16 protein-coding genes and 1 tRNA gene are annotated in these 18,469 nt (G+C 71.7%); 11 read left to right on the top strand and 6 right to left on the bottom strand.

Features of this window, described 5'->3' with window-relative positions:
- Positions 1-101 precede the first annotated feature (101 nt).
- The 3 genes from PYS65_RS22870 to PYS65_RS22880 all read left to right on the top strand — a co-directional run bounded on the left by PYS65_RS22870 (position 102) and on the right by PYS65_RS22880 (position 2,079).
- Positions 102-440 (top strand): DUF6412 domain-containing protein, encoded by a 339-nt coding sequence (locus PYS65_RS22870; protein ID WP_279335806.1) that lies wholly within the window; start codon positions 102-104, stop codon positions 438-440.
- A gap of 120 nt (positions 441-560) precedes the next feature.
- Positions 561-1,298, top strand: coding sequence for a YidC/Oxa1 family membrane protein insertase (locus PYS65_RS22875; protein WP_279335807.1), 738 nt, complete (start codon positions 561-563; stop codon positions 1,296-1,298).
- A gap of 226 nt (positions 1,299-1,524) precedes the next feature.
- Entirely contained in the window at positions 1,525-2,079 is a 555-nt protein-coding gene (locus tag PYS65_RS22880; protein ID WP_279335808.1) for a DUF2231 domain-containing protein, read from the top strand.
- A gap of 86 nt (positions 2,080-2,165) precedes the next feature.
- Here PYS65_RS22880 and PYS65_RS22885 read toward each other — a convergent pair whose 3' ends face one another.
- The 3 genes from PYS65_RS22885 to PYS65_RS22895 form a co-directional block, all read right to left on the bottom strand.
- The gene (locus PYS65_RS22885) at positions 2,166-3,137 is read right to left on the bottom strand and encodes a ferritin family protein (RefSeq protein ID WP_279335809.1); all 972 of its coding nucleotides are present in this window, start codon (positions 3,135-3,137) and stop codon (positions 2,166-2,168) included.
- A 594-nt stretch (positions 3,138-3,731) separates the two neighbouring features.
- The gene (locus PYS65_RS22890; protein ID WP_423836166.1) at positions 3,732-4,226 is read right to left on the bottom strand and encodes a heme-degrading domain-containing protein; all 495 of its coding nucleotides are present in this window, start codon (positions 4,224-4,226) and stop codon (positions 3,732-3,734) included.
- A gap of 38 nt (positions 4,227-4,264) precedes the next feature.
- Positions 4,265-5,344 (bottom strand): Gfo/Idh/MocA family oxidoreductase, encoded by a 1,080-nt coding sequence (locus tag PYS65_RS22895; RefSeq protein WP_279335810.1) that lies wholly within the window; start codon positions 5,342-5,344, stop codon positions 4,265-4,267.
- A 76-nt stretch (positions 5,345-5,420) separates the two neighbouring features.
- On the opposite strand from PYS65_RS22895, the gene PYS65_RS22900 reads away from it, so the two are divergent.
- The 6 genes from PYS65_RS22900 (at position 5,421) to PYS65_RS22925 (ending at position 10,759) form a co-directional block, all read left to right on the top strand.
- The gene (locus PYS65_RS22900; protein ID WP_279338039.1) at positions 5,421-6,596 is read left to right on the top strand and encodes an ROK family transcriptional regulator; all 1,176 of its coding nucleotides are present in this window, start codon (positions 5,421-5,423) and stop codon (positions 6,594-6,596) included.
- 119 nt (positions 6,597-6,715) lie between these two features.
- Positions 6,716-7,426: a hypothetical protein gene (locus PYS65_RS22905; protein ID WP_279335811.1), complete on the top strand. Its 711-nt coding sequence runs from the start codon at positions 6,716-6,718 to the stop codon at positions 7,424-7,426.
- A 150-nt stretch (positions 7,427-7,576) separates the two neighbouring features.
- Complete coding sequence (locus PYS65_RS22910) at positions 7,577-8,356, top strand: HAD-IIA family hydrolase (RefSeq protein ID WP_279335812.1); 780 nt, start codon at positions 7,577-7,579, stop codon at positions 8,354-8,356.
- Positions 8,357-8,471: 115 nt separating this feature from the next.
- The gene (locus PYS65_RS22915) at positions 8,472-8,870 is read left to right on the top strand and encodes a hypothetical protein (protein WP_279335813.1); all 399 of its coding nucleotides are present in this window, start codon (positions 8,472-8,474) and stop codon (positions 8,868-8,870) included.
- An 8-nt stretch (positions 8,871-8,878) separates the two neighbouring features.
- Positions 8,879-9,553, top strand: coding sequence for a class F sortase (locus PYS65_RS22920; protein ID WP_279335814.1), 675 nt, complete (start codon positions 8,879-8,881; stop codon positions 9,551-9,553).
- Positions 9,554-9,706: 153 nt separating this feature from the next.
- Positions 9,707-10,759 carry a glycoside hydrolase family 6 protein gene (locus PYS65_RS22925; protein WP_279335815.1) on the top strand — a complete coding sequence of 351 codons (1,053 nt, stop codon included), beginning with the start codon at positions 9,707-9,709 and terminating at the stop codon, positions 10,757-10,759.
- 123 nt (positions 10,760-10,882) lie between these two features.
- On the opposite strand, the gene glxA is transcribed toward PYS65_RS22925, so the two are convergent.
- From glxA to PYS65_RS22940, 3 genes are all read right to left on the bottom strand, one after another.
- On the bottom strand, positions 10,883-12,823 hold the full coding sequence (gene glxA / locus PYS65_RS22930) for a radical copper oxidase GlxA (protein ID WP_279335816.1): 1,941 nt from the start codon (positions 12,821-12,823) through the stop codon (positions 10,883-10,885).
- Entirely contained in the window at positions 12,820-14,874 is a 2,055-nt protein-coding gene (locus tag PYS65_RS22935; protein ID WP_279335817.1) for a glycosyltransferase family 2 protein, read from the bottom strand. Before PYS65_RS22935 ends, glxA begins: the two co-directional genes overlap by 4 nt.
- A 508-nt stretch (positions 14,875-15,382) precedes the next feature.
- Positions 15,383-15,456 (bottom strand) — tRNA-Lys (locus PYS65_RS22940).
- 290 nt (positions 15,457-15,746) lie between these two features.
- Between PYS65_RS22940 and PYS65_RS22945 the strand changes: the two genes are divergently transcribed.
- Both PYS65_RS22945 and PYS65_RS22950 read left to right on the top strand, forming a co-directional pair.
- Positions 15,747-17,054: a peptidoglycan-binding protein gene (locus tag PYS65_RS22945; protein WP_279335818.1), complete on the top strand. Its 1,308-nt coding sequence runs from the start codon at positions 15,747-15,749 to the stop codon at positions 17,052-17,054.
- Between the two features lie 98 nt (positions 17,055-17,152).
- A complete protein-coding gene (locus PYS65_RS22950) occupies positions 17,153-18,376 on the top strand; it encodes an SPFH domain-containing protein (RefSeq protein WP_279335819.1) in 1,224 nt (407 codons plus the stop codon).
- Positions 18,377-18,469: the final 93 nt, after the last annotated feature.

Below are 18,469 nucleotides of genomic sequence, written 5' to 3' on the forward strand. Positions count from 1 at the left end.
GGCGGCATCGTGAGGCGGCCCGGTGCGAGGGGGAACCGTCGTACCGGGCCGGACGTTGAGAGGGTGCCGGGACCGGACCGGTATGAGGGGAGGGGCGGTCAATGGACCGTGGGTGGCTGGACGTGCGTGCCGCCTTCGCCGTGCCGCTTCCGCTGCTCCCTCTGCTCCAGGTCGTCCTGCTCGTGCTGCCGGCCGCCGGAGGCCTGTCGGGCCTTTCCGGCACCGTCGCGCTCGCCGCGACCACCGTGGCCGCCGCCACGCTCATCGTGTGCGCCGTCGTCCTCGCGCGCTGCGCGCCGCCCATGCCGCCCACCCGGGTGCGTACGGCCCTGCGCGACCGTGACCGGCGTACCGCCTTCCTGCCGCAACGCGACCCCGACGCCCGGGGGCGCACCCGGCCCAGAGCACCCGGGCACGCCCTCCCGGCGACCGCCGCGTAGGGCACCGGCCTCCTCGGGTCCGGTTCAGGTTCTCCTCACCACGCGTGACCCTGCGCGGGTCGTCATGCCGCCGTTCAGTACTTCCGTCCCGGCACGACGAGACCCCCGGAGGGCTCACCCATGTCCGTCTTCGCCAGCCTGGTCGAGCAACTGGCCGACCTGCTCCAGCCGTTGTTCGGCCTCTCCGCGGCGGCCGCCGCGATCGTCCTGTTCACCGCGTTCGTACGGCTCCTCGTCCACCCGCTGTCCCGGGCCGCAGCGCGCGGCCAGCGGGCCAGGGCCGAACTCCAGCCGAGGATCGCCGAGTTGCGGCGCAAGCACGGTCGGAATCCGGAGAAACTGCAGAAGGCCGTACGGGACCTGCACGCGCGGGAGCGGGTCTCGCCGCTGTCCGGGTGCCTGCCGAGCCTGCTGCAGGTGCCGGCGTTCTTCCTGCTGTACCACCTGTTCTCGAGCGACACGGTCGGCGGGCGGCCCAACGGACTGCTCGGCCATGAGCTGTTCACCGCGCCGCTGGGCGGACGCTGGGCCGACGCGCTGGGCGACGGGGGCCCGTGGGGAGGGCCGGGGCTCGTGTACGCGGGACTGTTCGGCGTCGTCGCGGTCGTCGCCCTCTTCGGCTACCGGCTCACCAAGCGGTCGATGGCGGCGAACGCGGCGCTGTCCGGGGGCTTTGGCGCGTCGGGGACGGGCGGCGCGGTGGAGCAGCTGCCGGGGATGGGCGCGGTGACCAGGGTGATGCCGTTCATGTCGTTCTTCACCCTGGTCACCGTGGCCGTGGTACCACTGGCCGCCGCGCTGTACATCGCCACCAGTACGGCGTGGGGCGTGGTGGAGCGAGCCGTCCTGTACCGGTGACACGCCCCGACCCTGGTCAGGGCCGGGGCGCCAGGACGAGGAGCGGGTGTGGGCGGGCGGGAGGCTCCGGGACGTCGGCCGGTCGGCTGCCCATGAGGGCCGGCCGGGTGGCCGGGCGCTGCTCCATATGCGCCGCCCACCTCGCGCGGGGGCACGTCTTTCACACAATGGCTGAAACGATAGATTTTCGTGCGAATGTCCCTTGTTGCTCGTGAGAGGAGACCGTGTGGATGTCGGGCTGATCAACGGCCTCCCCAGCCATCCCCTCTTCGTTCACGGCGCAGCGGTGCTGGTCCCGTTGACGGCGTTGGCGCTCGTGGTCTGTGCGCTGTGGTTTTCGGCGGCGCGCAGGCTCAGCTGGGTGCTGCCGGTCATGGGGCTGGTCACTCTTGCCCTGGTGGTGCTGACCACCGAATCCGGCGAGTGGCTGGAGGAACGGGTGCGGGAGAGCGCGCTGGTGGAAGAGCACGCCGAGATGGGGTCCGGTCTCACTCCGTGGGCGATCGCCCTGTTCGTGCTGACGGTCGCCGTCTGGCTGCTCGGACGCGGCGGCCTCCGCCGGGAACGAGACCGCAGCGGGGAGGCCGGCAGTCCCGCCGGGGGCGGGGCGTCCGCCGTGGCACGGACGGCTTCTTCTGTTCCGGTGCGCGTCGTGGTGCTGGTGATCGCCCTGGTCGTGGCCGTCGGCGCGGTCATCCAGGTGTACCGGATCGGTGACTCGGGTGCGAAGGCGGCCTGGCAGGACCGTTTCTCGACGAGCCGGTCCGGCGCCGGGCGGTGACGCGCCGGAGGCGGTCCGGCCGGCCTGGGCGAGGCATCGGCCGGACCGCCTCGCGTCATGCGTGCGGCCCTCCGGGGGTGGGGCGGTCAGCGCAGCTGGTCGAGCGCCTTCTGGAAGGCGGCGGCGTGTCGGGCCTCGTCCGCGGCGGTGTCGCGGAAGAAGCGGGCGGCGGTGGTGTCACCGACGGCGGTGGCCCGCTCGGCGAACCCCGGGTACACCATGGTCGCCTCGTGGCGCTCCCCGGTGATGGCCTTGTCCAGGTTGTCCCTCGTCGCGCGGACCAGGCCGGCCAGCACCGCCTCGCCGGCGAGGTGCTCCCGCAGTTCGACCATGGCCGTGCCCTCCCACAGGCGGGCCAGCGCGGCGTTGCCGGACTGCTTGGCGTGGGCGGCGAAGAGCATGTACTTGGCGTGGGCGAGCGCCTCGCCGTGCAGGGCGGTGTCCAGGTTGGCCTTGGTGCGGGCGGCCTTCACCTTCGGCAGTCCGGCGGGCACCGACACCACGTCGGCCTTCATCGGTGCCGGGACGGCGCCGTGGCCGGTGGTCACGGCCGTCAGGGCCGTGCGGAAGGCGTCGCGATGGCGGCCCTCGTCCGCGGCGAGCTCGCGGAAGAGCTCCGCGGCCTTCAGGTCCCCGTCCTGCTGGGCCTGGTCGGCGAAGCGGCGGTACATGATCTCGTGCTCGTAGGTCTCGCCGTCGATGGCCTGGCGCAGGTTGGCGGCGTCGCTGCCGACCATGCCGAGGAGGGTGGCCGCCTCGTGCAGGTGTTCGTTCAGCTCGGTCTGCGCCGTGGTGCGGAAGAGGTGGGCGACGGCCGGGAGACCCTGGCGGTCGGCCTCGGCGGCGAAGAGGCTGTAGGCGGCGTGGGCGTAGGCCTCGCCCTGCATGGTGGTGGTCAGGTCGGCGATGGTCCGTGCCTGCAGGGCCCGGCCGGCGGTGTGCGGCGTCGGTTGCCCTCCGGTCGGGGCGGCCAGCGCCAGGGCCGGCGCCGTCGGCGCGGCGGTGGCGGCCAGCGCGCACAGACCCACTACGAGCGTACGTATCGAGCGATGGGACACGAGATGCTCCTTCCAGGACGCATCCTTCTGGGTGCGAACGCTCCTCATGTCACCCGCACATGCACCCCAGCGCCCCCTCACGTCACCCACCCGGGTGAATACACACAGTCACCATGCGCCTTTTCGTCGACGTGTTCCGCTCGTCTCAGCAGGCCGCTTTCCTGCCTTTTCCCCTGGACAACCGCGTCCGGCTGAACGACGAGGCGTACGGACAAAGCGGCGATGTCCTCGGGTGCACACCTCGTGTGCCCGAGGACAGTCAGCAGGGCCACGCCCAGCTCGCCGATGAGGGGGGCTTCCCGGACGGGGCCCGCGTACTCCGGTGTCAGGGTGCGCAGGCCCTTCGCGGGCCGCTCGGGTGCGTCTGCGGGCACCGAGGCTCCTCGGGCGGACGGAGATCGACGGGACGCCGCGGGAGTACCAGGGCCTGTCCGGCGGATCACGTCGCAGGAAAGCGACGGCGCCCTCATCAGCGCCGGTGAGCGGGGGCGATGGGGGTGCCTCCGCTCGAGCGAAGCCGAGCATGGGGGCGTGACGACAACGCGGCAGATGTGCGTGCCGGACCCCGCGTCTGCGGCATGATCCGCCGGACGGCTAGTCGGCCAGGAAGTGTTCCAGTGCCTCCACCACGAGCTGGTGGTCCTGGAGTTGGGGGAGGCCCGAGACGGTCACCGCGCCGATCACGCCGACGCCCTCGACGGTGATCGGGAACGAACCGCCGTGGGCCGCGTAGGTGTCGGGGTCCAGGCGCGAGGACTCCTCGAACGTCGTGCCCTTGGCCCGGTGCCGGGCGCCCACCAGGTACGACGCGGAACCGTACCGCTCGACGACCCGGCGCTTGCGGGCGATCCAGGCGTCGTTGTCGGGGGTGGAGCCGGGGAGGGCGGCGTGGAAGAGCTGCTGGCCCGCGCGGTGGATGTCGATGGCGACGGGGGCGTCGCGCACCCGGGCCAGGTCGACGAGGAACGAGCCCAGTTCCCAGGCGTCCTCGTGGCTGAACCGCTGGAAGACCAGGCGGCGTTCCTGCGCCTCCAGTTCCTCCAGGCTCGGCTCTTCGGTGATCGGCTCTTCCGTGTCGGGTGCTTCCACGGTCGGCTCCTCCTCGCCGGGGGTGGGTTCGGGCCGGGTCACAGGGTCACCGTCACTTTCTCGTCGGCCGAGCGCCGGGCCGCCTCCAGGACGTCCAGGGCGGCGGCGGCCTCGCGCGCGGTCACCGGGTGGGGGCCGCCCTCCCGGAGGGCCTTCGCCACGGCCGTGTAGTAGGCGGGGTAGTCGCCGGGCAGAGTCGGCTCGGGGCGCCCGCCGCCGGTCACCGGGGACTCCCCGGAACCGACGCGGCCCCACAGCTCCTCCGGCTCGGTGCCCCAGTCGGCACCGGCGTCGGTGCCGGGGCGCAGGCCGTCGCGCAGGGCGGCCTCCTGGGGGTCGAGGCCGTGCTTGACGTAGCCCGCCTTCGAGCCCAGGACGCGGAAGCGCGGGCCGAGCTGGGCCGTGGTCGCGGAGACGTAGAGGTGGGAGCGGACGCCGTTCGCGTGGGTGAGGGCGATGAAGGTGTCGTCGTCGGTGCGCGCGCCCTCGCGGCGGACGTCCACCTCGGCGTACACGGAGGCCACCGGGCCGAAGAGGACCAGCGCCTGGTCGACGACGTGGCTGCCGAGGTCGTAGAGCAGACCGCCGACCTCCGCGGGGTCGCCGGACTCGCGCCAGCCGCCCTTGAGCTGCGGACGCCAGCGCTCGAAGCGGGACTCGAACCGGTACACATCGCCGAGTGTGCCCTCGGACACCAGCTTGCGCAGGGTGAGGAAGTCGTTGTCCCAGCGGCGGTTCTGGAAGACGGACAGGAGCAGGCCGCTCTCCTCGGCGAGCGTCGCCAGCTCGCGGGCCTCGGCGGCCGTGCCGGCGACGGGCTTGTCGACGACGACCGGCAGACCCGCCTCCAGCGCGGTGGTGGCGAGCGGGACGTGCGTCCTGTTCGGCGACGCGACGACGATCAGGTCCAGCTCGGCGGCGCGCTCGAACAGCTCGTCCGGTGTCGCCGCGACGCGGACGTCCGGGAACTCGGCGCGGGCCTGCTGCTGCCGCTCGGGGTTCGAGGTGACCACCGTGTCGAGCGCGAGGCCCTCGGTCGCGGAGATCAGCGGGGCGTGGAACACGGAGCCCGCGAGGCCGTAGCCGACGAGGCCGACGCGGAGGGGAGTGCCAGTCATGCTCCTACTTTCGCAACGCTGTTGCCAAAGTGCAAGCACGGGAGAGAATGAGCGGGTGAACAGGACGTACGGCGGTATGCGGGACGGCAGGCGGGACGGGACGGGCGGGGTCAATCTGCTCGCCCTGCGCAGCCACAACACCGCGCTCGTGCTCGACCTGCTGCGGACCGCCGGGGCCGAGGGCATCAGCCGGCTGGAACTCGCCGAGCGGACCGGCCTCACCCCGCAGGCGGTCAGCAAGATCACCGCACGGCTGCGGGCGGAGGGGCTCGCGGCGGACGCGGGACGCCGGGCGTCCACCGGGGGCAAGCCCCGGACGGTGCTGCGGCTGGTGCCGGAGGCGGGGCACGCGGTGGGCGTGCACCTGGACCGGGACGAACTGCGGGCCGTCCTGGTCGACCTCGACGGGACGGTCGTGGGGGAGCGGAGCGCCCCCCTGGACCTGGGCGCGGGGGCGGAGGCGGTACTGGCGGGGGTGGCCGGAGTCGTCGAGGGGCTGTGGACCGCCGGGGGCGACGGGACCGGCGGGACCGGCGGGACCGGTGGGAACAGGGCCGCCGGGGACGGGACCGGCGTACGCGTGCCGTCCCGGCCCGCCCTGCTGGGTGTCGGGATCGCCCTGCCGGGGCCGCTCGACCACGCCCGGGGCGTGCTGCACCGGGTGACCGGGTTCCCCGAGTGGGACGGGTACCCCCTGCGGGACGCGCTGTCGGAACGGCTCGGCGTGCCGGTCGTCGTCGACAAGGACACCAACGCGGCGGCGCTGGGCCTGGCCGTCGACGGCGAGGGCGGCTCCTTCGCCTACCTGCACCTCGGTACGGGACTCGGGGCCGGGCTGGTGATCGGCGGCAGCGTGCACCGGGGACCGCGCACCGGGGCGGGGGAATTCGGACACCAGGTCGTCCAGTTGGACGGGCCGCGCTGCGGCTGCGGCGACCGCGGCTGCATCGAGGCGCTGTGCCTGGCCGCCGTGGCACGGGGCGACACGGACGAGGCGGCGCGGGTGCTGGGCGTCGGCGCGGCGAACCTGGTGGGCCTGCTCGACATCGACCGCGTCCTGCTCGGCGGCCGCACGATCGAGGCCGCCCCGGAGGCGTTCGCGCGGGGCGTACGCGCGGTGCTGGACACGCGGGCCCGGCGGACGGGCGACACGGCCGTGCCGGTACGGGTCGCCTCCGGCGGCGGGGGCGGGGTCGCCGAGGGGGCGGCCCAGTCGGTCCTGGCGCCGGTGTTCGGACGGGGCGACGGCTGACCGGAAAGCAGGGGGCGGGGCCGGTGCACTGCTCCGAGCGGGGGGAACCATGGGGCCGTGCGGGGGTGTTCGGGGATGTCGCCGTGCTGCCCGCCCGCCGACCGGCAAGGTCATACGGTATGCGAATCCGCACGCCCGCGTCCCTCTTCCTGGCGGTGCTGGCCGCCGTCCTTCCCACCGCGGCCCACGCCCGGACGGAAGCACCGCCGCCCGCCTGCGCCACCGAGAGCGACGTCGACTTCCCCCTCACCGCCCGTATCCGCGGCGGCCCGGACACCTACCCGGCCGGCGGTGGCTACGGCACCTGGTACCTGGAGCTGACCAACACCACCGACCGCTTCTGCGGCGGCATCCACCCGGTCGTCGTACTCGTCGACGACAAACGGGAGTTGCGGGCCTCGCAGCCGGTGCTGGAGTTCTACGCACCGGACCGGGAACAGCCGCACCCCGTCCACTTCGAGACCACCGACGAGGACGAACTCGTCGGTGCCTTCGTCGACGAGCAGGCGGGCTTCGAGGGGTTCGCCGTCGAGGCCGGCCGGACCCTCACCGTGAAGGTACGGCTCGCGCTCACGTCCGACGCCGCGGCGGGCGAGGTCGTCGCCCAGGCCGCCGTCGTCCAGCGGCAGGGGGACGACGGCGACTGGGTCGGGCAGTCGGACGACTACCGGTTCCGGATCGAGCCGGCGCCCGGCAAGGAAGCCGGTGACACCGACCCCGACGAGCTCGCCCGTACCGGTATCGACGCCACCGGAAAGCTCCTGACCGTCGCCGCGGTGGCACTGCTCACCGGGGGACTGACGGCAACGCAGGCCCGTCGTCGCCGCTGAGAGCTCCGAACGATCCGAACCGGCGGGCCGGGGAGCGGCGGAGCACCCCGGGTGTCCTCGAGCCGTGCCCCACCGGGCGTTCCCACAAGATCCGGGCATGTCTAGGCTGGGGCAGGCAGGAAGGACCACGTACGGCAGGAGAGCTCGCACATGGCAGACCGCAAGCCGATCGAATCGTGGCTCACCGACATGGACGGGGTGCTCATCCACGAGGGAGTGCCGATCCCGGGGGCCGACGCCTTCATCAAGAAGCTGCGTGAGTCCGGAAAACCCTTCCTGGTGCTCACCAACAACTCGATCTACACCCCGCGCGACCTGCACGCCCGGCTGCGCCGCATGGGCCTGGACGTTCCGATCGAGAACATCTGGACCTCGGCGCTCGCCACCGCCCAGTTCCTGGACGACCAGCGTCCCAGCGGCTCGGCGTACGTCCTCGGCGAGGCCGGTCTGACCACCGCGCTGCACGACATCGGCTACATCCTCACCGACCACGAACCCGACTACGTGGTCCTCGGGGAAACCCGGACCTACTCCTTCGAGGCCATGACGAAGGCGGTACGGCTGATCAACGACGGCGCCCGTTTCATCTGCACGAACCCCGACGAGACCGGCCCCTCCGCCGAGGGCCCGCTCCCGGCGACCGGCGCGGTGGCGGCGCTGATCACCAAGGCGACGGGCCGGCAGCCGTACTTCGCGGGCAAGCCGAACCCGCTGATGATGCGCACCGGACTGAACACCCTCGGCGCCCACTCCGAGACCAGCGCCATGATCGGCGACCGCATGGACACCGACGTACTGGCCGGCATGGAGGCCGGAATGAGGACGTTCCTGGTGCTCACCGGCCTGACCCGGCCCGAGCAGGTCGAGAACTTCCCGTACCGGCCGTCCCAGGTCCTGGACTCCATCGCGGACCTCGTCGACCTCGTCTGACTGACCCAGGCAAAACCCCGCAGGCCCCGATGTCACCCGTACGGCGCAGCACCGCATCCCTGCGGATGCGGTGCCCTGCCCGGCGGGGCACGCTCCCGGTGTCTGGAGGTGCACGATGGGTTCTGTGCGACTCGCTCTCTGTACCGGAGTCCTGGAGGCCGCCGCGCTCACCCCGGCCGCGTACGCCGCGGACGGGGTGTCGGCGACCCCGGCCCCCGATACCGATGTCACCCTCGAGGTGGCCGAGTGTGCCGAGCGGACCGCGGCCGCGGTGTCCTCGGCGTTCGTCTCCGAGGTCCGGCTCACCGTAGCCCTCGCTTCTTCCCCCGCCGCCTCGCCCGTGGCCCCCGTGGACGCGGGCGGCGGGGGAGCCGCCCGGACCGTCGCCGCCGCCGACGAGTCCGTGGAGGGACCGGGCACGGTGCAGACGGTGGCCGGACTGTTCCTCGCCGCTGCCGCCGCGACGGCGGCCGTCGTACGCAGCCGCGTCCGGCGGGACCGCGGAACGCGCTGAGGCCGACGATGACCGATCACCATCAGAACCAGAGCCCGTCCGGTGTCGGGCGGCTGCTCCCCGGGGTGGCCTGGGTGGTCCTGCTGCTCGGCTTCTGGCTGTGGGGCCGCGAGGGAACCGACCTGCTCCCCGGCGTATCCGGACCCGCCACGGGTGACATGGCGGCGGTCGGCCGTCCGCCCCGGGCGGAGCTCCCGCCCACCCACCGGCCGCTGGGCGAGGCGCCGCCACGGCGCCTGGACATACCCGGCCTGGACGTGCGGGCGCCGGTGGTGGCCCGCGGCCTGGACGAGCGGGGCGCGCTCGACCCGCCGCCGTTCGACCGGCCGGGCACGGTCGGCTGGTACGCGGACGGGGTGACGCCCGGGGCGTCCGGCACCGCGCTGGTGGTGGGGCACATCGACACCGAGACCCGGCCCGCCGTGTTCTACGAGGTCAGTACGCTGCGGCCCGGCCAGAAGATCCGGGTGGTCCGCGCGGACGCCGAGGTCGCCGAGTTCACCGTCGAGGACGCGCAGGTCCTCCCCCGCGACGACTTCGACGCCCGGCAGGCCTACGGCCCCCGCCTCTCCGGCCGGGCCGCACTGCGCCTCGTCACCTGCGGCGGCCCCTACGACGCGGCACGCCACCGCTACGCGGCCAACGTGATCGTCTCGGCCTGCCTGACGGACACCACCACCTGACGCCGGCTCCCTCCCTGCCCGTCCGTCCGGCCGGCCGTACACCGGGCTGTAACGGGTCGCGGACAAGAAGGGCTCGGCCTCATGGGTGACGCGGGGTGTATGTCAGGATTGGGGCTCGGAAGGCTTGGAACAAGTGCACCCAAGGGGGGTTGGATGTACGGCAGCAGGGGGGTCGGGGCGTTCGCCGGGAGGCGGGCGTCGGCAGCGGTACTGGGGGCGGCGCTGCTGATCACGGGCTGTTCCTCCGGTGACGACGAGGGGGACGGGTCCGGCAAGGGGGCCGACGCGGCGATCACGCAGCAGCCGAAGGGCGCCAGCCCCTTCTGGGTCAACCCGGAGGGCAACGCCGCACAGCAGATGGCCGGCCTGGAACAGGACGGCAAGAAGGCGGAGGCCGAGCAGATCCGCAAGATCGCGGAGCAGCCCACCGCCGAATGGATCAGCCCGGAGAACCCGGAGGAGCAGACCCGCGGCTTCACCGAGGCCGCCGACAAGGCGGGCCGTACCGCGCTGCTCGTCCTCTACAACATCCCGCACCGGGACTGCGGCCAGTACTCGCAGGGCGGTGCCGCCGACGGCGACGCCTACCGCTCCTTCATCGACGGTGTGGCCAAGGGCATCGGGGACCGCGCGGCGACCGTGATCCTGGAGCCCGACGCGGTGCTCCACCTGGTCGACGGCTGCACGCCGGAGAAGTTCCACGAGGAGCGCTACGACGTCCTCAACGGTGCCGTCGACAAGCTCAAGAGCCTGAAGAACACCACGGTGTACCTGGACGCGGGCAACGCCGGCTGGGGCGACCCCGACCAGATCTTCGAGCCGCTGAAGTGGGCGGGCATCGACCGGGCCGACGGCTTCTCGGTGAACGTTTCCAACTTCTACTCCACCGAGGACTCCATCGCCTACGGCAAGAAGCTCTCCGCCAAGGTCGGCGGCAAGCCCTTCGTGATCGACACCAGCCGCAACGGCAACGGCCCCTACACGCAGGGCGATGCGGACGAGCGCTGGTGCAACCCGCCCGGCCGCGCCCTCGGCGAGACCCCGACGACCGAGACCGCGGACCCGCTGGTGGACGCGTATCTGTGGGTGAAGCGGCCCGGCGAGTCGGACGGCGAGTGCAAGGGCGGTCCGAAGGCCGGTGCGTGGTGGGAGGACTACGCGGTGAAGCTCGCCGAGGCCGACGAGGGCAAGGGCGACGGCGACTGACCACGTCACGGCGTACGGAGCGACGCACCACGTAGCGACGGCCTGCGTGGCGACGACCAGGGACAGAAGGAAGAAGGGGCGTCCTCCGCCGTGGAGGACGCCCCTTCTCTCATCTGCCTGGCGTCAGGGCACCTGTACCCACTGCGCCTTGCTGGGGGTGCCGTCCGCGTTGGTGGCGAACAGCATGTACCAGCCCGCCTGGACCAGGTTCCGGCTCCCCGGGACCGTCACCTTCAGCTTGTCGCCGTCGGCCTCGAAGTCCAGGGCGATGGAGCGCTGGTCGATGTCGGTGACATGGGTCGAGGCGCTCGGCCGGATCAGCCGGACGTTCTTGATCGACCCGGCGTCCTTCGAGGTGAACGTGGCGGAGCCGCCGCGCTCGACGGTCTTCGGGCCGCCCGTCAGGTCGGGCTGCCCGGTCTCGCCGTACAGGTACGGCGGTGTGTAGATCTCGATGCGCTGTTCGAACGTGCCGGGCTTGGTGTTGGCCTTGTCGCCGTAGAGCGAGTCCGAGCCGAAGAACATCACGCGGCCGTCGGGCAGCAGGATCGAGCCGGCGTGGTAGTTGCGGCCCACCAGCGGATCGGCGACGCGCTTGAACTCGTTCTCCGCCGTGTCGTAGATCCGCGCCTCGAGGATGTTGGACTCGCCGCGGCCCCGGTAGTCCTCCGAGCCGCCCGAGACCAGGATGTTGTCGTCGGGCAGGATCGAGTACTGCGGGTAGCGGGTTCCCTTGTCCAGCGAGGGGCCGTCCACGAAGCGCGGTTCGTCGGCCTTGAGGTCGACGATCCGGGTCTTCTCACTGGCCAGCTTGGACTCGCCGACGCCGCCGCCGCCGATCACCATGTACTTCTCGTCCTGGGCCGGCGGCAGCAGCACCGTGCCGGACGTCTCCATCATGTCGGGGTCGCTCAGCCCGGGGATCTTGTCGAACTTGTTGGTCTCCACGTCCCAGATGCCCGGCTCACGGCCCTCGTCGGCCGGTCCGTACCCCGCGTTCGAACCCGAGTAGAAGACCTTGCTGTTCTGCATCAGGAACAGCGCCGGGTAGGTCGGGAACTGGCGGACCTTGTCCGTGTAGGTCCACTTCTTGGTCTCGGGGTCGTAGACCTCGTTCTTGCCCGGGACCAGCTGGCCGATGTCGTCGAGGCCGGAGACGCTGAGGATCTTGCCGTCGCTCAGGGTGGTGAGCGTCGGGTACCAGCGGGCCTCCTTCATCGGGTCGACCTTGATGTACTTCTCCGCCACCGGGTCGAACTCGAAGGCGTCGTCGATCCCCTGGAAGTCCTTCTTGTCCAGGGCGAGCTTCTCGGCGATGCCGTACGTGTTCTGCGCGTCCTCGCCGCTCAGACCCTGCACGGTGTAGTTGTCCTGGGTGCCGGTCTCGTACTTGGCACCCTCCTTCTGCGCCTCGACGTAGGTGCGGCCGTAGCCCGGGGTGTTGCCCAGGAACTCGCCGGTCGCCTTGTCGAAGTTCTTCTTGGCGCGCGGGACGAGCACCGGGTCCTTCGAGACGAAGGTCTTGCCGTTGTCCTTGCCGACGAACCTGGTGCCCGCCGGCAGGGTGATCGGCTTGTCCGGGTTCTCGTTGTGGACGACCATCAGGCCGCCCGCCTTCGTCACGTCACCCTTGAGCTTCTCGTACCGCTTGGTGCCGCCGGCGATCAGCAGGTTGCCGTTGGCGAGCTGGGTGTGGCCGGTGCAGAACAGGTCGCTCGGCGTCGGCACCTTCTTGATGGTCTTCTTGACCGGGTCCCAGATCCGCGTGTCGTACTTCTTGGCGTCGAAGTTGTCCTTGTTGTTGCCGGAGCCCGCGACGAGCAGCACCTTGCCGGTGTGCAGCAGCGCCGCGTGGATGGTGTTCTGGCGGTACTCCTCCGGGAACTCGACGATCTCCCAGCGGCCGTTCTCCGCCTTGTACTCCGGCTTGTTGATCTTGTACTGGTGGTATTTCTCGGTCCCGAAGCGGTACAGCCAGGGCCCGTTCATTCCGGCCAGCGCGAGCACCACCGTCGTGCCTATCGCGATCCGACGGGCGCGACGGCGGCCTGCACGGTCGTTCATTCCTTACGTCCCCCAAGTCCACCCAGGGCGATCTGCATCGTCTGGTCGTCACCGGGGTGAGAGCCCCCGGTACCTCCTGGTCCGCCCGGTCCCCCTGCTCCTCCCGGTCCGCCGTGGGCGCCGGCCCAGCCGGGCCGGTCCTGCGGGGCGTGGGGCGCGTGGTGCCCGTGCTGCTGCTGCGGCATCTGCGGCAGCTGCTGCGTCCGGGGGTCCGGTGCGGAGTCCTGTGCCTGGCCCGCGGCGTGCGCGCCGGGCTTCTTCCTGTCCTGGCGCATGCCGTGGCGCCAGGCGAACATGGGCGCGGCCGTGATGAGCAGGGCGAACGTCGCCCAGATGATCATGGCCGGGTGCGAGTGTCCGTAGACGAATCCGGCGGTGATGGAGCCACCGAAGATCAGGATGAAGTACCAGTGGTACCGGAAGGTTCCGAACCAGGTGTCCGGGCTGGCCGAGTCGCCCTTCGGGGTGACCACGAACTTGCTCTTCCTGCGCAGCACGGAGTCGATCAGTGCCTTCGCGTAGAGCGGCGCCGACAGCGCGGACATCACCATGCCGGCCACACCGCCGGAGCCCTCCGGCTCGTGCGGGGAGACGTTGTGGCGGCGGTTCCAGATGTAGAGGCCGATCTGCAGCGCGGAGGCGTTGCCGTAGAGCATCAGCCAGACCGCGGGATCGATGTTCACACCCGAGGCGCCCAGGCCCAGGAACAGCGCACAGCTCAGCGCCGCCAAAATCCAGTTCAGAGCCGACATCGGGTAGAAGATGATCATCATGGTGTAGTTGAAGAGCTTGCTCGGCGGGAGCGAGTAGAAGCCCTTCCAGTACTGTCCGATGATCGTCTCGTACGTACCGCGCGACCAGCGCATCTGCTGGGTGAAGAAGTCCGTCCAGGCGTTGGGGCCCTCACCGACCGCGAGCACGTCCGGGGTGTAGACCGAGCGCCACTTCTTGCCCGTCGCCGGGTTCTTGTGGCGGTGCATCTCGAAGCCGGTCGCCATGTCCTCGGTGATCGAGTCGTACAGACCGCCGATCTGCTGGAGCGCCTTGATGCGTACGGCGTTGGAGGTGCCCACGAACATCGGTGAGCCGTAGCGGTTGCCGGCCCGCTGGATCAGCGCGTGGAAGAGGAACTGCTGCGACTCGGCGGCCTTGGTGACGAAGTTGTCGTAGTTGCCGTAGACCTGCGGGCCGATGACGAAACCGACGTCCGGGTCGCGGAAGAAGCCGAGCATCCGCTCCAGGTAGTTCGGCAGCGGGATGTGGTCGGTGTCCACCGAGGCGAAGTACTCGTAGTCGTCGCCGTGCGCGTCCAGCCAGGCGTTGTAGTTGCCGTGCTTGGTCTTGGCGCGGTGCGGGCCCTTCTTCTGGTTCCACTTCGCGACGCCCTTGCGGGAGAAGTGGTGCACACCGAGCCGGGCGCACACCTCTTTCACCTCGGGGTCGTCGCCCTCGTCGAGCAGCCAGACGTGCATGGTGCCCCGGTGGCGGATCTTCACCGCCGCCTCCAGGGTCTTCGTCACCATCTCCAGCGGCTCCTTGCCGGGCACGAAGGAGGTGAGGAAGGCGACCCGGGTGCCGGTCTCCGGCACCACCGGGATCGGGTCGCGGGCGACCAGCGTGGCGTGCGCGTTCGACAGCACGTTCATGCAGCGGAAGAGCTCGATCAGGCCGATCGAGACGAGCATCACCATGTCGAGGGCGGGCAGCCAGTCGAACGCCGGGTAGTCCCGCTCCGTCCAGTGCGCGGGCTGCAGCAGCCACACCAGCAGCACCACCGACAGCAGCGGGGCCGCGACCAGCATCAGCGCGATGCGGATGCGGTGCGGCTCCTGCGAGATCAGCGAGCGGTACTGGACTGTGTAGGGCTTGTTCGGATCAGGCTGGGTGAGGGGGCCCGAGAGCCGGCTGTAGTGCTCGTAGTCGTATCTCGGCAGCGTCTTCTTGATCCGTCGGAAGGCGCCCGTGTTTCCGGTCCGGTGTGCAGGCACTCTGAGCTGGGTGGTCTGGGACGGATCGTTGTCCCCTTGGGCGCCCGTCGGCGTCGACGTCATGAATCATCCCCCCACACACGGCCTCGCCGTGTGTTTCGTCGCTTGCTGCCACCCGTGTCCGGTCCCCCTCGACCGTCCCAGGCGTGTCAGTGGTGTCAGAGGTGTCCCGCTGTCACCACGGCACCCACACCATATAGACACGGCGTGGCGTTCTTTCGGTTGCATGATGCCCTCGTCGGCGGTGCTCCGTGAAACGGGACCTCTCACCCCGTACCGTCCGCAACCGGTCTCCCGCCGCCCCAACAGCCGCGAATGCGCGGCATGATGAAGAACCCAGGTTGTACCGTGTCCATCATGATCGCAAGGTGTGAAAACGGGTGTTCGCCGGTCGTACGCGCCCATTGTGGCGTCTGAGGAGGTCTGGCGGGGGGCCTGTTCCCCCCGTGGTTCCAGGGGTTCCATACGTGTGGTGAGGGCGTTCTGTTCAAGACAGGCCCCTCGGCGGGCGCGAGAGGGGATCCGGCCAAAAGCGGCGGGCCCCTCGATCGCGAGGGGCCCGCCGTGTCGGTGCGCCGCCAGGGACTCGAACCCCGGACCCGCTGATTAAGAGTCAGCTGCTCTAACCAACTGAGCTAGCGGCGCTCACTGACGCGACAACTCTACCGGACCGGACGGGGTGCTCCCGACCTCCACCTCCGTCCCGGCGTGGTCCCGCGCGGTCCCGCGCGGCCTCGTCCCCGGGCCCGGGGCGGGCGAGGTCCGCCACCTGGGCCCATGGCGCGTCCATCTTTCGAGGCGTCAGAGTGCGCGCTCCGGGCGCAGTTGAGAAGCTGACCTTCGTGCACAGACGTGAGGTATTTCACCGGACGTGTGGCCGGATGTGTGACCGGTCGTGCGGCGGGACGTGCGGCGGGACGTGTGAGGGGGATCGCATGCAGCCCCCGGTGTTCGAGGAGTTCGAGCCCGCGGGCGACTGCGGCTGCCCCGGCTGTGTGCACCGGCGGCGCGTCCTCGCGTACGCGCCGGCCGACGGCTCGGTCGGCCACCCGGCGGCGTTCCGCCCGCTCGTGGTGGCCGCCGCGGCCTCGGCGGTGGTCGCCGCGCAGGCCGCCCCCGCCCTGGCCGCACCCCACACCGCCGAGCGGCCCGGCGCCCCGGGTGTCCCCGCAGGTGACGAGCCCGCCACCCCGCAGGGTCCGAGGGCTCCGCTGTACGGTCCCGCCGGCCGGCCCGCCGATCCCGCGGACCCCTCGATCCCGACGACCTCGCGCGCGATCAGCCGCACGGACATCATCGAACGGGCCAGGAAATGGGTCGACCGGAAAGTCCCTTACAGCGTGAGCGCGTTCTGGTCCGACGGATACCGGCAGGACTGTTCGGGCTATGTCTCGATGGCCTGGAACCTGCCCGGAAACGAATGGACCGGCAGCCTCGGGCAGTACGCGGAGCGGATCGGCAAGGACGAACTCCAGCCGGGGGACGTGCTGCTCTTCCACAACGCGTCCGATCCCTACGGCGGATCCCACGTCGTCCTCTTCGGCGGCTGGACGGACGGCGCGCGCACCACGTACGTGGCCTACGAGCAGACCCCCCCGAACACCCTCCGACGGACCACCCCGTACGCCTACTGGAACAACTCCGCGGGCTACGTCCCGTACCGGTACAAGGGCGTGACCGACGGTACGGCGAGGGCCGAGGGCGCGGGCGCGGCAGCGCAGGCCCGGACACCGTTTCCCGGAGTGGCCCACTTCGGCCCCGGCGCGGACAACCCGCACGTCACCGAGCTCGGCCGCCTGCTCGTCGAGCGCGGTGGCGCCCGTTTCTACGCCACCGGCCCCGGACCGCGCTGGACGGACACGGACCGCGCGGCGATCCGGGCGTTCCAGCAGGCGCAGGGCTGGCAGGGGGCCGCGGCGGACGGCCTGCCGGGGCCGCTGACCTGGGAACTGCTGCTGACCGGCGGGGGCAGGAACATCCCGGCCGCCGAGGACGCGCACGGGGTGCCGGGCTACCCGGGCCGGGCGGCGTTCCGGCCGGGCGCGGTCGGCGGCCAGGTCACCCGGCTGGGGCGGCAGCTGGTGCGGAAGGGGTTCGGCCGCCACTACGTCACGGGGCCGGGCCCGCGCTGGAGCGAGGCGGACCGGCGCAACGTCGAGGAGTTCCAGCGCGCCCAGGGCTGGCGCGGCGGTGCCGCGGACGGCCTGCCGGGGCCGGAGACCTGGCGGCGGCTCTTCTCGTAGTCCGAGGGTCGCTCGCCGCGACCCACCCCTGCGGGCTCCGTCACGGCCCGCAGGGTCCTTCCGAGGTGACGCATCTGGCGCGGAGGCTGGAGGCACGCATGACCACGATCACTCCCGACACCCCCGAATCACCCGTCCCCGAATCGCCCACCTGCGAACTGCCCGTCCCTGGACCACCCACCTGCGAACTGCCCGTCGTCGAACCGCCCGCCCCCAGATCGCCTTCCTCCGAAGCCGGGGGCCCGGCGAAGGGCCGGCCCGGCCGGGTCATCCGCAACGAGACCACCACCGAGATCCCCGTCCATCTGCTCTTCCGCGACGGGCCCGACCCGGTGCCGGTGCGGCTGCGTCCCATGGTGGTGGGAAGCCGACAGGGGACGGGGGAGCGGCCGCGGCTCGGCCGCCCGGTCGCCGAACGGCCCCTGCCCCTGCCACCGGTCGACCCCGAGCTGGTGGAGCGGCCGGCCCGGGTGCTGCCCGGCGGCGCGGGGGTGCTCGCCGGGATGTGCGGGGCGGCCGGGTGCGTGGCCACGTCCTGGTGGGCGGGCGTACTGCCACCCCTGGTGGCCGTTGCCCTCGGACTCCCGGAGCACCCGGGAGCCACCGGGCTCGGGCCCGCCCAGTGGGCGGGGTACGCGGCTGCCGGGGCCCTCGGCCTGTTCGGGTTCGGCGGGCTGGCGCGCGGCCGGACCGGGCGGGCCTGGGTGCTCGGCCTGTTCGGCCGTTACCGGGGGAGCGTCCGGCGGACCGGTCTGCTGTGGGTGAACCCGCTGCTGCTGCGCCGCCGGGTCGATGTGCGGCTGCGGCACTGGCGCAGCGAGCCGATGCAGGCGGCCGACCACAGCGGGGTGGCGCTGCGGGTGGTGGTCCTGGTGGTGTGGCGGGTGCGGGACACCGTGCGGGCGACGCTGGGCGTGGAGGACCACGAGACCTATGTGCGCGAGTGCGTCGAGGCGGCGCTGCTCCGGGTCCCGATGGAGGCGCCGGGCGCGGTGCGGGGCTCGCCGGACACGGTGCAGGACGCGCTGACCCGGCTGGTGGCGGCGGACGCCGCGCCCGTCGGGATCGAGGTGTTCTCGGTGCGCCCGGTCCGGGTGGAGTACGCCCCCGAGGTGGCCGCCGTCATGCACCGGCGCCGGATCGCCACGCTGGACGCCCAGCACCGGGCGAGCGTGCTCACCTCGGTCGTGGACTCGGTGGAGGACACGGTGACCCGGCTGACCACGCGGGGGCTGGTGGAGCTGGACGACTACGAGCGCAAGATGCTGGTGAAAGACCTGACGGTGGCGTTCTGCGCGGGACGGGGGGAGGCGGGGCCGTAGGGCGGCGGACGGGCCGGTGGGCGGGGAGGCGGAATCGGTTCCGCTATTGGTATGGACATGCTCAATCCGCGGTCATAATCTGAGACTTGGTCT

This window comes from Streptomyces cathayae (assembly GCF_029760955.1).
Classification (GTDB): Bacteria; Actinomycetota; Actinomycetes; order Streptomycetales; family Streptomycetaceae; genus Streptomyces; species Streptomyces cathayae.

What these genes read in the sequence shown, in the direction of transcription:
- PYS65_RS22870 (WP_279335806.1), top strand. Translation starts at nt 102, where the DNA reads ATGGACCGTGGGTGGCTGGACGTGCGTGCCGCCTTCGCCGTGCCGCTT.
- PYS65_RS22875 (WP_279335807.1), top strand. Translation starts at nt 561, where the DNA reads ATGTCCGTCTTCGCCAGCCTGGTCGAGCAACTGGCCGACCTGCTCCAG.
- PYS65_RS22895 (WP_279335810.1), bottom strand. Translation starts at nt 5,344, where the DNA reads ATGACTGGCACTCCCCTCCGCGTCGGCCTCGTCGGCTACGGCCTCGCG.
- PYS65_RS22900 (WP_279338039.1), top strand. Translation starts at nt 5,421, where the DNA reads ATGCGGGACGGCAGGCGGGACGGGACGGGCGGGGTCAATCTGCTCGCC.
- PYS65_RS22905 (WP_279335811.1), top strand. Translation starts at nt 6,716, where the DNA reads ATGCGAATCCGCACGCCCGCGTCCCTCTTCCTGGCGGTGCTGGCCGCC.
- PYS65_RS22910 (WP_279335812.1), top strand. Translation starts at nt 7,577, where the DNA reads ATGGCAGACCGCAAGCCGATCGAATCGTGGCTCACCGACATGGACGGG.
- PYS65_RS22915 (WP_279335813.1), top strand. Translation starts at nt 8,472, where the DNA reads ATGGGTTCTGTGCGACTCGCTCTCTGTACCGGAGTCCTGGAGGCCGCC.
- PYS65_RS22920 (WP_279335814.1), top strand. Translation starts at nt 8,879, where the DNA reads ATGACCGATCACCATCAGAACCAGAGCCCGTCCGGTGTCGGGCGGCTG.
- PYS65_RS22925 (WP_279335815.1), top strand. Translation starts at nt 9,707, where the DNA reads ATGTACGGCAGCAGGGGGGTCGGGGCGTTCGCCGGGAGGCGGGCGTCG.
- glxA (WP_279335816.1), bottom strand. Translation starts at nt 12,823, where the DNA reads ATGAACGACCGTGCAGGCCGCCGTCGCGCCCGTCGGATCGCGATAGGC.
- PYS65_RS22935 (WP_279335817.1), bottom strand. Translation starts at nt 14,874, where the DNA reads ATGACGTCGACGCCGACGGGCGCCCAAGGGGACAACGATCCGTCCCAG.
- PYS65_RS22945 (WP_279335818.1), top strand. Translation starts at nt 15,747, where the DNA reads ATGCAGCCCCCGGTGTTCGAGGAGTTCGAGCCCGCGGGCGACTGCGGC.
- PYS65_RS22950 (WP_279335819.1), top strand. Translation starts at nt 17,153, where the DNA reads ATGACCACGATCACTCCCGACACCCCCGAATCACCCGTCCCCGAATCG.